At 72.3% G+C, this 11825-nt stretch carries 14 protein-coding genes; 12 read left to right on the plus strand and 2 right to left on the minus strand.

The window, feature by feature from the left end:
• Positions 1–142 precede the first annotated feature (142 nt).
• The 7 genes from ACIF83_RS11900 to ACIF83_RS11930 all read left to right on the plus strand — a co-directional run bounded on the left by ACIF83_RS11900 (position 143) and on the right by ACIF83_RS11930 (position 5432).
• Positions 143–538, plus strand: coding sequence for a hypothetical protein (locus ACIF83_RS11900; RefSeq protein WP_399725905.1), 396 nt, complete (start codon positions 143–145; stop codon positions 536–538).
• A gap of 75 nt (positions 539–613) precedes the next feature.
• Positions 614–1192, plus strand: coding sequence for a carbonic anhydrase (locus ACIF83_RS11905; RefSeq protein ID WP_393473564.1), 579 nt, complete (start codon positions 614–616; stop codon positions 1190–1192).
• An 8-nt stretch (positions 1193–1200) separates the two neighbouring features.
• Positions 1201–2697, plus strand: coding sequence for a SulP family inorganic anion transporter (locus ACIF83_RS11910; RefSeq protein ID WP_399725908.1), 1497 nt, complete (start codon positions 1201–1203; stop codon positions 2695–2697).
• 145 nt (positions 2698–2842) lie between these two features.
• Positions 2843–3697, plus strand: a complete 855-nt coding sequence (locus ACIF83_RS11915) for a slipin family protein (protein WP_393473569.1) — start codon at positions 2843–2845, stop codon at positions 3695–3697.
• 10 nt (positions 3698–3707) lie between these two features.
• A complete protein-coding gene (locus tag ACIF83_RS11920; protein ID WP_399725912.1) occupies positions 3708–4256 on the plus strand; it encodes a YbhB/YbcL family Raf kinase inhibitor-like protein in 549 nt (182 codons plus the stop codon).
• Positions 4257–4346: 90 nt separating this feature from the next.
• Positions 4347–5195 (plus strand): polysaccharide deacetylase family protein, encoded by an 849-nt coding sequence (locus ACIF83_RS11925; RefSeq protein ID WP_393473574.1) that lies wholly within the window; start codon positions 4347–4349, stop codon positions 5193–5195.
• 18 nt (positions 5196–5213) lie between these two features.
• Positions 5214–5432 (plus strand): hypothetical protein, encoded by a 219-nt coding sequence (locus tag ACIF83_RS11930; RefSeq protein WP_399725916.1) that lies wholly within the window; start codon positions 5214–5216, stop codon positions 5430–5432.
• On the opposite strand, the gene ACIF83_RS11935 is transcribed toward ACIF83_RS11930, so the two are convergent.
• Positions 5424–6095, minus strand: a complete 672-nt coding sequence (locus ACIF83_RS11935; protein WP_399725919.1) for an ABC transporter — start codon at positions 6093–6095, stop codon at positions 5424–5426. The genes ACIF83_RS11930 and ACIF83_RS11935 overlap by 9 nt on opposite strands.
• Positions 6092–6970, minus strand: coding sequence for an ATP-binding cassette domain-containing protein (locus ACIF83_RS11940; RefSeq protein ID WP_399725921.1), 879 nt, complete (start codon positions 6968–6970; stop codon positions 6092–6094). Before ACIF83_RS11940 ends, ACIF83_RS11935 begins: the two co-directional genes overlap by 4 nt.
• Positions 6971–7074: 104 nt before the next feature.
• Between ACIF83_RS11940 and ACIF83_RS11945 the strand changes: the two genes are divergently transcribed.
• The 5 genes from ACIF83_RS11945 to ACIF83_RS11965 all read left to right on the plus strand — a co-directional run bounded on the left by ACIF83_RS11945 (position 7075) and on the right by ACIF83_RS11965 (position 11732).
• A complete protein-coding gene (locus tag ACIF83_RS11945) occupies positions 7075–7791 on the plus strand; it encodes an aminoacyl-tRNA hydrolase (RefSeq protein WP_399725924.1) in 717 nt (238 codons plus the stop codon).
• Between the two features lie 10 nt (positions 7792–7801).
• Positions 7802–8440, plus strand: coding sequence for a TetR/AcrR family transcriptional regulator (locus ACIF83_RS11950; RefSeq protein ID WP_393473586.1), 639 nt, complete (start codon positions 7802–7804; stop codon positions 8438–8440).
• A 79-nt stretch (positions 8441–8519) separates the two neighbouring features.
• Entirely contained in the window at positions 8520–9128 is a 609-nt protein-coding gene (locus ACIF83_RS11955; RefSeq protein WP_399725927.1) for a TIGR03086 family metal-binding protein, read from the plus strand.
• Positions 9129–9232: 104 nt separating this feature from the next.
• Positions 9233–10591, plus strand: a complete 1359-nt coding sequence (locus ACIF83_RS11960; RefSeq protein ID WP_399725930.1) for a DUF692 family multinuclear iron-containing protein — start codon at positions 9233–9235, stop codon at positions 10589–10591.
• A 373-nt stretch (positions 10592–10964) separates the two neighbouring features.
• Positions 10965–11732: a DUF4142 domain-containing protein gene (locus ACIF83_RS11965; RefSeq protein WP_399725933.1), complete on the plus strand. Its 768-nt coding sequence runs from the start codon at positions 10965–10967 to the stop codon at positions 11730–11732.
• The last annotated feature ends 93 nt before the right edge of the window (positions 11733–11825 follow it).

Below are 11825 nucleotides of genomic sequence, written 5' to 3' on the forward strand. Positions count from 1 at the left end.
GACCGGCACTTTTCACGCTCTCTTGCGCTCGTAACGCCCAGTTAACCCTGCAAAGGACTTTGCAGGGTTAACGTGTTTCTTGACCAATCATTGACCAATGCTTGGTGGGCGTAAGAGGTGTGAACTCCTGGGAGGAGGGTGCATGTTCCGAGGTACGACGGCCCGGACCCTGCTTGCCCTGCTCGCCACCGCCCTGCTCGCCCTGCAGTTCTTCGCATCCACGGAAACCTTCGCATCCGCGCATACGCTCAGTCACGCGAAGGCCAAAGCCGCACCCGAAACCGTGCGTCCCTCGGAGCCCGTGCGCAACGGCGTGGGCGCGCTCCGCGACGGCGGCTGCACCCAGAATCCCGGCGGGGGCCGGCACCTGCGCGACCGGCAGCGCGGCCCCGCCTCCGGCTGGGCGCAGGAACACCCGCTCATAGCCCGGCAGACGGCAACCCCGCAATCGCCGGGCACGTCCGGTGCCCCGCACCACCGCACCACGAGATCCTCCAGAGCCCACTCCCCGGCAGCTGTTCAGGTCTTCCGCTGCTGATCGAGGGCTCATCCCCCCACGAACGTCGTGCAAGCCCGACGCGCCGCTGCGGCGCGCCAGGAGGAGTCCACACACATGCAGCCCCTCATCGACAACGCCCGTACCTTCGGACAGCGCCCTGAGGAGTTCGCCAAACTCGCAGAAGGCCAGTCCCCGCAGGTCCTGTTCATCACCTGCTCCGATTCCCGGGTCGTCCCTGCCCTGATCACGGGTGCCCGCCCCGGCGAGCTCTTCGAGCTGCGCACCGCGGGCAACATCGTCCCGCCGTACACCTCGCAGCACCCCACCAGCGAGGCCGCCACCATCGAGTACGCCGTCGAGGTGCTCGGCGTCCGCGACATCGTCGTCTGCGGCCACTCGCACTGCGGCGCCGTCGGCGCGCTGGTGCGCGGCGACGACCTGACCGCCGTACCCGCCGTGCGCGACTGGCTCGCGCACGCCACCCCGCGCCCGGCCGGCGCGGCCGAGGACCCGGAGGTCGCCGAGGGCGTCCAGAGCCATGTACTGACCCAGCTGCTGCGGCTGCGCTCGTACCCGTGCATCGAGCGGAAACTGGCACAGGGTCAGCTGGACCTGCACGCCTGGTACTACGAGGTGCACACCGGCGCCGTACGCGCACACCGCCCGCAGTCCGACACCTTCGAAGCCCTGTGAGCGCGCCGATGAACAGTCCTCTCATATCCCGTTTCCCTCATCTGAGGCAGGACTTCGCCGCCTCCCTCGTCGTGTTCCTGGTCGCGCTCCCGCTGTGTGTGGGCGTGGCCGTCGCCTCCGGAGTGCCGGCCGAACTCGGCCTGGTCACCGGCATCGTGGGCGGCCTGGTCACCGGGCTGATGCGCGGCAGCAGCCTGCAGGTGTCCGGGCCGGCCGCCGGACTGACCGTGCTCGTCTTCGAGGCGGTCCAGGAGTTCGGGCTGCCGATGCTCGGCGCCATCGTGCTCACCACCGGCGTGCTCCAGCTGCTCATGGGCGCGCTGAAGCTGGGCCGGTACTTCCGGGCCATCTCGGTCTCGGTCGTCGAGGGCATGCTGGCCGGAATCGGTCTGGTCCTGATCGCCGGTCAGCTGTATCCGGCCATGGCGGCCAAGGCCCCCGACTCGGGTCTGGGCAAGGTGGTCGGGCTGCCGAGGGCGTTCCTGGACGCCCTCGGCGACGGGCCGGCCCTCACCTCGCTCGCCCTGTGCGCCGGCACCGTCGTGGTGCTGGCGCTGTGGAAGCACGCACCGGCGAAGGTGCGTTCGGTGCCCGGTCCGCTCGCCGCGGTCGGCCTCGCCACGCTGGCCGCGCTGGTGCTCAGCCTGCCGGTGGCCACCGTCGAGGTGAAGGGGCTGCTGGGCGCCGTCCAGCCGCCGCCCCTCGACGCCTTCGCCGGGTTCGCCGGTGTCGGGGTGCTCGGCACGGTCGTCGCGTTCACGCTGATCGCGTCCGCCGAGTCGCTGTTCAGCGCGGCGGCCGTGGACCGGCTGCACACCGGTCCGCGCACCGAGTACGACAAGGAGCTGATCGCCCAGGGCGCGGGCAATGCGGTGTGCGGGCTGCTCGGCGCGCTGCCGATGACCGCGGTGATCGTGCGCAGCGCGGCCAACGTGCAGGCGGGCGCCCGGACGAAGGCGTCCCGCGTGCTGCACGGCGTCTGGCTGCTCCTGTTCGCGGCCCTGCTGCCGGGCGTGCTCGCCTACATCCCGATCCCGGCTCTCGCGGGCATCCTGATCTACTCCGGAGCCAAGCTGGTGCCGGTCCGGGCGCTGGTCGTGCTGTGGCGCGGGCACCGGGGCGAGGCGCTGATCCTGGCCGTCACCGCCGTGTCGATCGTGGCGGTCAGCATGTTCGAGGGCGTGCTCATCGGCCTGGCGCTGGCGATCGTGAAGACGGCCTGGGAGGCCTCGCACCTCCGACTGGAGGTCGTCGACAAGGGCGCGGGTCCCATCGAGGCGTACCTCTCGGGCAACGCGACCTTCCTGCGGCTGCCGAAGATGCTCGACAGCCTGGAGTCGCTGCCCCAGGACCGCCCGGTCCGGCTGGACCTGACCGGCCTGCACCACCTGGACCACGCCTGCCGCACGGCCCTGGAGAACTGGGCCGAGCGCCACAGCGCGACGGGCACCGAGCCGGTGGAGGTGACCGCACCCGAGGAGCCTGCCAGAGCCACGGTCGCCTGATCCGGCCACCGTCCCCGGGTCAGGGCGCCGACGCCCCTCGGCACCCTGGCCCGGCCTTTCCGCGCCGCCCATGGCTTCCGTCCCGGCCCGGAACTATCGTTACAGCAGCGGACACAAAGCAAGGCCTCTCCCTGAGGAGGTCACCATGCTCCAGGAACTGCTGGGGGCGCTTGCGGCGCTGGGTTCCGTCGGGGTCGTGTACTTCGCGATGGCGGCACGGGTCGTCAAGCAGTACGAGCAGGGGGTGCTCTTCCGCCTCGGGCGGGTCACGAGTGAAGTGCGCGAACCGGGCCTGAACCTGGTGATCCCGTTCGTGGACCGGCTGCACAAGGTGAACATGCAGATCGTGACCATGCCGATCCCGGCCCAGGAGGGCATCACCCGCGACAACGTCACGGTGCGCGTGGACGCGGTCGTCTACTTCCGGGTGGTCGACTCGGTGAGCGCGCTGGTGAAGGTCGAGGACTACAAGTTCGCGGTCTCCCAGATGGCACAGACCTCGCTGCGCTCGATCATCGGCAAGAGCGACCTGGACGACCTGCTGTCCAACCGGGAGAAGCTCAACCAGGGGCTGGAGCTGATGATCGACAGTCCGGCCGTCGGCTGGGGCATCCAGGTCGACCGGGTGGAGATCAAGGACGTGTCCCTGCCGGACGCGATGAAGCGGTCCATGGCCCGCCAGGCCGAGGCCGACCGGGAGCGCCGGGCCCGGATCATCAACGCCGACGCCGAACTGCAGGCCTCGAAGAAGCTCGCCGAGGCCGCCCAGCAGATGGCCGACACACCGACTGCGCTCCAGTTGCGGCTGCTGCAGACGGTGATGGCGGTGGCGGCCGAGAAGAACTCCACGCTGGTCCTGCCGATCCCGGTGGAGCTGCTGCACTTCCTGGAGAGAGGCCACCAACAGGAGAGAGGCCAGCAACAGGAACTAGGTCAGCAGCAGGAGCTAGGTCAGCAACAGCTCGCGCCGCACGAGAACGGAGGACCACCCTCCGGCTAGCGTGCCGGACATGCGCAAAGGTTGGGTGATCGCCATGGCCGCGATGGCCGTCGTACCGGGATGCGCGGACGGGGGCGGCTCGTCCTCGGCCCCCTCCCCCACCACCACCGTGAGGCTCACGGTCACGAGCCCCGCGTACGCCGACGCCGCCACGGTCCCGAGCCGCTACGCCTGCGACGGCGAGAACGTCTCACCCCCGCTCGCCGTCACCGGCGTACCCCCGCAGACCGCCTCCCTGGCCTTTCTGCTCCAGGACCCCGACGCCCCGCGCGGCACCTTCACGCACTGGCTGGTGTGGGACATCGACCCGCACACCACGCATCTCACGGCCGGCGAGCGCCCGCAGGGAGCGGTCGAGGGCCGCAACGGCTTCGGGAAGACGGGCTACGGCGGCCCCTGCCCGCCCCGCGGCGACGGCCCGCACCACTACGTCCTCACGGTGTACGCCGTCGACCGCCGGCCGGACCTCGCCCCCGACGCCACCCCCACCGACCTCCTCCGGGCCTTGTCCGGCCACACCCTGGCGACGGGCACCCTGACCGGGAGGTACGGCCGCTAGCAGCCCGCCGCCACCTGCGTGGGCGTCGGTAACTGCCACGCATGGGTGCATAGGACCGCAGAGCCGGTCGATTAGTACTATTTTCATACTGTGATTTCAGTAGCACGCAGTGTCACCGCCGTCTGCGCCCTGGGCGCGGCCCTCGCCGCCTGCGGTACCGCGGGCACCCCCGGCCCCGCACGGCCGGCCCACGCCAAGCCGGCTGCCTCCCCGTCCGCCTCGCGGCCGCCCGTGCTCGCTCCGGGGCCGGGCGGTCTGACGCCGGTGTTCGAGCACGGGCCCCGCACCCTGGGCAAGACCGTCGCGCTGACCTTCGACGCCGACATGACCGCCGACCAGGGGCCCCGTGCCGCCTCCGGCGAGCACTTCGACAACCCGGACCTGATCGGCACCCTGCGCACGCTGAAGGTGCCGGCGACCATCTTCATGACCGGGCGGTGGGCTGAGCAGTACCCGGCCCAGGCCCGATCCCTCGGCCACGACCCGCAGTTCGAAGTCGCCAACCACTCCTACAGCCACTACGCGTTCACCGACGACTGCTATGGCCTGCCGACCATCGGCGCGGACCGGATGAAGTCGGACGTCGAGCGGGCGTACGCCGCCATCCGCAAGGCTGGCGTGCCCCACCCGCTGCCGTACTTCCGTTTCCCCGGCGGCTGTTACGACCGTCAGGTGCTGCGCGCGCTCAGCGGGGTCGGGGTCACCGCGGTGCAGTGGGACGTGGTGAGCGGTGACGCGTTCGCCACGGACGCCGACGCGGTCGTCCGGGACGTGCTGGACGGGGTGAAGCCCGGGTCGGTGGTCGTCATGCACTGCACCCGCAGCGCCGCCCCGACAACCGAGCGGGTCGTCCGCACGGTCGTGCCGCAACTGCGCAAGCAGGGCTACCGGTTCGTCAAGGTCTCCGAGCTGATCGGCGAGACGAACGGACACCGGTGACCGTCCTGCGCTGAGGGCATGAGCGACGACGACTACTGCACGGTCACCGACGCGGCTCGGTCCCTGAAGGCCGACGGGCCGCCGTCGGCGGAGTGTGTGCTGTGCCGGGAGCCGACGGAGTACCCGGAGTCGTACAAGGGCATCACGCTGTGCCCCGTGCGCATGGGGATCCCCCCGCTCGAGCGGAGCCGAGAGTGGGGGAGGCAGGAGGCGCAGCGCACCGCCTGTTCATGGTGACCGGCGGGCGGTGAGCGCGCAGGCCGCAGCGAAGGCCGCGGCGGTCACGAGGGCTGCCCCGGCCAGGGGCAGCAGCGGCACCGGGACGCGGCCGGACTGCGAACCGGTCACCAGACCGCTGACCGCGGCCTGGGCCGGGGAGCCCGCGAGCACCACCGACAGCAGCGTGGCCAGCAGCATCGCGGGCACCGCGCGGCCGGTGGAGTGCAGCACCGGCCGGTTGGTGAGCGCGCCGACGGCAGCGCCCAGCAGGGCGCAGACCAGGGCGGCCAGGAGCCCGGCCAGGCCGGCCCCGAGCAGCGGGACACGGGTCCGGTGGCCGTTGCTCGCCGGATCGCTGATCAGCGTCATGACCAGGGTCGCCACCACCCCGAGCGCCACCGAGGCGAGCAGCGCCGTCAGCAGGCAGGCCAGGTGGGCGAGGGCGGGGCCACGCGCCGCGGCGACGCAGGCACGGGCGGTGTCCGGCTCGCCCGTGACACAGATCCGCACCAGCCAGGCGGCCACCGGCAGCAGACCGGCGGCCGCGTAGCCGAGCGAGTCGAGCACCGGCTGACCGCTCTGCACGCCGACCCCGAGAAAAGCGACGTAGAGGATCACCGGCGGCAGCCAGCGCTGCGAGCGCAGCAGCAGGTCGGCCTGATAGCGCAGGAGAGCGGTCATGGGCGGCTTCCGGGTTCGAGTGGGGTGGTGCCGTCCGACTCGACACTCACCACGTGCCAGGGCGGGCGGGCCGTCAGCAGGGCGCGCAGGAGAACATCCGAATGGGAGGCCGGGACGGCGAGGCGGTGGACGCCGGGGGCCGTCTCCTCCACCGAGGTGACTGTCCGCACCGCGTCGGGTGGCAGCTGCGCCCCCGGCGGCCCCTGCACGGTGACGCGGGTGAGCGGCCCGGCCGGCGGCGAACTCCCGCCGTCCGCACCGAGCTTGATGCCACCGTCCACGACGGTGTACGTCGCGTCGGGCGCCCCGGCCAGGCGGCGCGGGTCGTGATCGACGAAGACGACGGCACCGCCGGCCGCGGTCCGCTCGGCCACCGCCCGCTCCAGCTCGGCCCGCGCGGCCGTGTCCAGCCCGGTCCACGCCTCGTCCAGCACCATCAGCTCCGGGTCGGCGAGGAGGGCCTGCGCGACGGCGACCTTCTGGCTGCTGCCCTTGGAGAGGCGGGACATGGGGGTACCCGCGTAGGCCGCGGCGCCGAACCGCTCCAACCAGCTGTGTGCGGCGTTCGCGGCGGTCTTCCGGGAGAGGCCGTGGATGGTGCCGAGGTGGGTCAGGTAGCCGGACGCGGTGAAGGGCAGGGCCGCGGGGAAGCGCTCCGGGACGTACGCCGTGCGTGGACGGCCGGTGACGCGGCCTTCGGTCGGGGCGTCCAGGCGGGCGATGAGACGGAGGAGGGTGGATTTTCCGGTGCCGTTCGCTCCTTCGATGCGGGTGAGCGTGCCTGGCGCCACCACTAAGTCGACGCCGCGTAGTACCCACGGGCCGCGGATGCCGTACCGGCGGCCGACGCCGGTCAGCCGGAGATCACATTGCATGGGGAGATTTTGTCCGGTCTCGCCGTAGGGGCTGATCTTGAGTCCGATCTTCGAGACGTCTGGGCTGGTCGCGCAGTTCCCCACGCCCCTTAGGGTTGGGTGGTGTGAGCCAAGTTTCGTCGCCCCCCGGTGACAGTCCTTTCCACACCGAGCCCAATCCTCGTGACGAGGCACGGCAGTACGTACTGCCTCTTGTCGTCCGCATCGAGCGGAGTGCTCCTCCTGCCCGTACCGATGCGCTGGAGACGGCCGCTCGGGCCGTGCTTCTGCTGCTGAGTGACGAGCGGGCCGTCGGGGACGGGGAGTGGGCTCAGGCCGTGCGGGACTGGGAGGACGCACGGATCCGGAAGGTCGTGCGGCGGGCCCGGGGGTCCGAGTGGCGGCGGGCCGAGGCGCTGCCCGGGATCACGGTGAACGGCAAGTCCGCGGAGGTGCGGGTCTTCCCGCCGGTTCCGCTGGACGGCTGGCCGAAGGATCTGGCGAAGCTGCAGGTGTCGGGAACGGAGCTGGACGATCCGGAGCCGCCCGTCGGGGCCGATCGCGGCCAGCCGGTGCTGTGGCTGAACCCGGACCTGGAGATGTCGGCCGGGAAGACGATGGCCCAGGCGGGGCACGGCGCCCAGCTGGCCTGGTGGGCGCTGTCCGACGAGGAGCGGACCGCGTGGCGGGAGGCCGGGTTCCCGTTGGCCGTCCGCACCGCCGATCCCGCCGAGTGGGGCCGACTGACCGGCAGCGGGCTGCCGTTGGTGCGGGACGCCGGCTTCACGGAGATCGCGCCGGGCTCCTGCACGGTGGTCGCCGACCACCCCGCGCTGCGGTAGGGGGCGCCGGGTGACTCGGCTCGACGGGCGCGTCGAACGGGGCAACCGAACCCGGCAGTTGGTGCTGCGCCGGACCGTGGAGATCGCCTCGGTCGAGGGGCTGGAGGCGCTGACCGTCGGCCGACTGGCCACCGAGCTGGAGCTGAGCAAGAGCGGGGTGTTTGCGCTCTTCGGCTCCAAGCAGGAACTGCAGCTGGCCACCGTGCGGGAGGCGGCCCGGATCTTCACCGAGCGAGTGATCCGGCCCGCGGACGAGGTGCCGGCCGGCGTCGGACGGCTGTGGCGGCTGTGCGAGTTGTGGCTGGAGTACTCGCGGGGTCGGGTGTTCCCTGGCGGCTGCTTCTTCTACGGCGTCATGGCCGAGTTCGACGCGCGGACGGGCCCGGTGCACGACGCGGCGGTCCGTGCGCAGCGCGACTGGTCGGCCCATGTGGAGCGCACGATCGAGGAAGGCCGTGAAGCGGGTGAGCTGCGTGCCGACACGGACGTCGCCCAACTTGCCTTCGAGCTGGAGGCGTTGATGGAGAGGGCGAACGCCCTCTCTGTGCTGCACGACGAGGAGATCGCCTATCGCAGAGCCCGGGTGGGTATGGCGCGGCGGCTGCGGGACGCGGCGGTGGGAGAGGTCCCGGTTCCCGAAGTCCCTTGAGGAAAGGAGCCGATGAGGACTGCGGTGGAACGCCGTTAAAAACAAGCACGATCGTTCGCACAGTTTTATGCTCGTCCGCATGACCGTCACCGAGAGCGACATCGTGGAACTCGACCGCATCGCCGTGCGCGAGGCCGTACGGGTGGTGGGACTGGCGCAGGAGTCGGACTGGGAGCGGGGCACCCCGTGCGCGGGGTGGACCCTGCGGCAGCTCGTGGCGCACATGACCGCGCAGCACCTCGGCTTCGCGGCGGCTGCGCGGGGCGCGGGGCACGAGGCGGCGTACTGGCGGGAGCCGGAGGACATGCGGGAGCCCGCCGGGGTGCACCGGGTGGCCGCCACCGCCGTACTCGCGGCCTTCGCCGAACCGGGCGCGGCCGAGCGCGAGTTCGCACTGCCGGAGCTGGGCGGGAGCTTCCCGGGCGGCCGGGCCATCAGCTTCCACTTCATCGACTACGTGGCGCACGCCTGGGATGTCGCCGCCGCCCTCGGGGTGCCCGTGGAGCTGCCGGAGCCCGTGCTCGACGCCGCGCTCGCCGTGGCCCGGCGAGTGCCCGTCGATCCTGCCCGGCGCGGGCCGGGATTCGCCTTCGCCCCGGCGCTGGGGGTGCCGGAGGGGTCCGGGCCGTTGGAGGAGGCGTTGCGCCTGCTGGGCCGGGTCCCGCAGGAGTGGCCGGTGCGGGGGTGAGGCGCGGCGAACCTCAAATGTTGCTCTGAAGGCGCGGGCGCGGGGATTGGGTGCCGCGCGCCGGGGCCATACCCCCGTCACTCGGAGAAGGAGGGGGTGGAGCGGTGCGGCGACTGGGGACGGGAATCGGCTGGCGGCCGGAGATCGCGGACGCCGTGGAGCGCATGCCGGGCATCGACTGGGTGGAGGTCGTGGCGGAGAACGTCTGCCCCGGCCACCTCCCGGACTCGCTGCTCGCGCTGCGCGAGCGCGGGGTGACCGTGATCCCGCACGGCGTCTCCCTCGGCCTCGGCGGTGCGGACCGGCCCGACGAGGGCCGGCTGAGGGCGCTCGCCGAGCGGGCGGAGGCGCTCGGCGCGCCGCTGGTCACCGAGCACATCGCGTTCGTGCGGGCGGGCGGCGCGCTCACCGCCTCCCCGCACCTGGAGGCGGGCCATCTGCTGCCCGTGCCGCGCACCCGGGACGCGCTCGACGTGCTCTGCGAGAACGTGCGGATCGCACAGGACGCGCTACCGGTGCCGCTCGCCCTGGAGAACATCGCCGCGCTGTTCTCCTGGCCGGGCGAGGAGATGACCGAGGGCCAGTTCCTTGCCGAACTGGTCGAGCGGACCGGGGTAGGGCTGCTCATCGATGTGGCCAACCTGCACACCAACCACGTCAACCGGGGCGAGGACCCGGCCGAGGCGCTCGCCGCGCTGCCCCTGGAGGCCATCGCCTACGTCCATGTCGCGGGCGGCTTCGAGCGGGACGGCGTCTGGCACGACAGCCACGCGCACCCCGTGCCGCGTCCGGTGCTCGACATCCTGACCGGCCTCGCGTCCCGGGTGGCGCCGCCCGGGGTGCTGTTGGAACGGGACGAGAACTTCCCCGAGCCGGCCGAGTTGGAGCGGGAGCTGGAGGCGATCCGGGGAGCCGTGGCGGCCGGCCGGGCGACCGCGCTGGTCGGCGGCGCGGCGAAGCCCGTCGGAGGTGCGGCGAAGCCCGTCGGAGGTGCGGCGAAGCCCGTCGGAGGTGCGGCGAAGCCCGTCGGGGATGGGGGCGTCGCCGTCCTGGCCCCGCCCGGGGCCCGGCAGCGGCTCGGTGTCGCCCAGGCCGCGGTGCTGTCCTCGCTGGTGGCCGGGACGCCGGTGCCGGAGGGGTTCGACCGGGTGCGGATGGGGGTGCAGGCGCGAGCGCTCGCGGCGAAGCGGGCGGATGTCGTGGCCAAGGTGGCGCCCGAGCTGCCCGTGCTGCTCGGGGAGGGATACCGGGGGACGTTCCTCGAGTACGCGCGGGTGCGGCCGATGAGCGGGGGGTACCGACGGGACGCGCTGGACTTCGCGGAGCATCTGCTGAAAGTCGGGCGCCCGGAGGATGCGCGGGTACGGCGTCAGCTGCGCGAGTGGTGGCTCGACCGGGCGGGTCCGGCGCCGCGGTCCCCGGGGTTGGCAGCGCGGGCGAAGGTACTGCTGCAAAGACGCTGAACGGCACTGGCACGGACCGGGGGTGGGTCCGCTCCCCGGCGCTCCCGGGGCGCCGCTCGCCCCTCTTCATCGCCCCGGCGGTACGGCTGCTCGCGGCTACGTGGAGTTGCCACGGGCGCCATGCGGCCGATGGAGCTGCAACTCCACAGGGGCGCGTGGCTGTATCGATATGCGGCTCCGCCGCGTGGGCGCGACCAGCCGCAACGCACCCGCACCCGGGGGACGCCCCGCAGCCGGACAGGCACCCACAGCGACCAGGCGGCCGGCAGTGACGCAGCTCCACGGCGCGGTGCGAGGTCACCCCGAACCCCGCAGTAATATGCCAAGCCCGCCCCCGCCGCACGAACCCCCGGGGCGCGGAGCAGGAGGCACCATGCGACCGCGACGCCCCATCAAGGGCCGAGGCATATTCAGCGGCACAGGACTCATCATCACGGGCCTGGCGGCGACAACCGCTGCGCTGCTCTTTCCGATCTGGTCCTACGCCGACCGATCGGGCACGACCGACGCGAACACACTCAGCGCACAGACCGTGACGACCCCGTACGGCCCGCTGTCCGCGCAGGACCGGGACCTCGTCACGAAGGTCCGGCTCGCGGGCCTGTGGGAGCTGCCCGCCGGACAGCTGGCGGAGCGGAAGGGGACCACACAGGCCGTACGCGACGCCGGGCAGCACCTGATCGACGGCCATACGTCCCTCGACGCACACGTCCGCACCGTCGCCACCCAGCTCGGCGTACCCCTGCCCAACGAGCCCAACGAGCAGCAGAGGCAGTGGCTCGCCACCCTGTACTCGGCACAGGGCCAGGACTTCGACCGCAAGTTCGCGAGCATCCTGCGCCTGGCGCACGGCCGGGTCTTCTCCCTGGTCGCCCAGATCCGCGCCGGCACCCAGAACACCCTGGTCCGCGACCTGGCCGACGACGCCAACGCGACCGTGCTGGACCACATCAAGATCCTGGAGGCGACCGGGTACGTCGACTTCTCGGCGCTTGCCCGGGACCTCGCGGCGTCCGCCTCCCCCGTGTCCACTCCCCCGGCGGTCGACCCCGCCTCCGCGGTGCCGGTGGCACCCTCGCCGTCGACGACGTACTCCCTGCCGCCCGCCGTCGCCGGCCCACCTCCGGCGAACAGCCCCTGACCTGCAGGGGAAACGGAACGTCACGTACCGGCAACACTCGGTCCGGATGGTGAACAGGGCATGGCGTTTCCCAGGCCCCTGGCATAGAAACAC

The sequence above is a fragment of the Streptomyces sp. NPDC085866 genome (genome assembly GCF_044541035.1).
In the GTDB taxonomy this organism is placed as follows: Bacteria; Actinomycetota; Actinomycetes; order Streptomycetales; family Streptomycetaceae; genus Streptomyces.

Bases quoted from the DNA above. Each gene is read 5' to 3' on its own strand.
- ACIF83_RS11900 (WP_399725905.1), top strand. From the start codon at position 143: ATGTTCCGAGGTACGACGGCCCGGACCCTGCTTGCCCTGCTCGCCACC.
- ACIF83_RS11905 (WP_393473564.1), top strand. From the start codon at position 614: ATGCAGCCCCTCATCGACAACGCCCGTACCTTCGGACAGCGCCCTGAG.
- ACIF83_RS11910 (WP_399725908.1), top strand. From the start codon at position 1,201: ATGAACAGTCCTCTCATATCCCGTTTCCCTCATCTGAGGCAGGACTTC.
- ACIF83_RS11915 (WP_393473569.1), top strand. From the start codon at position 2,843: ATGCTCCAGGAACTGCTGGGGGCGCTTGCGGCGCTGGGTTCCGTCGGG.
- ACIF83_RS11920 (WP_399725912.1), top strand. From the start codon at position 3,708: ATGCGCAAAGGTTGGGTGATCGCCATGGCCGCGATGGCCGTCGTACCG.
- ACIF83_RS11930 (WP_399725916.1), top strand. From the start codon at position 5,214: ATGAGCGACGACGACTACTGCACGGTCACCGACGCGGCTCGGTCCCTG.
- ACIF83_RS11935 (WP_399725919.1), bottom strand. From the start codon at position 6,095: ATGACCGCTCTCCTGCGCTATCAGGCCGACCTGCTGCTGCGCTCGCAG.
- ACIF83_RS11940 (WP_399725921.1), bottom strand. From the start codon at position 6,970: ATGCAATGTGATCTCCGGCTGACCGGCGTCGGCCGCCGGTACGGCATC.
- ACIF83_RS11955 (WP_399725927.1), top strand. From the start codon at position 8,520: ATGACCGTCACCGAGAGCGACATCGTGGAACTCGACCGCATCGCCGTG.
- ACIF83_RS11965 (WP_399725933.1), top strand. From the start codon at position 10,965: ATGCGACCGCGACGCCCCATCAAGGGCCGAGGCATATTCAGCGGCACA.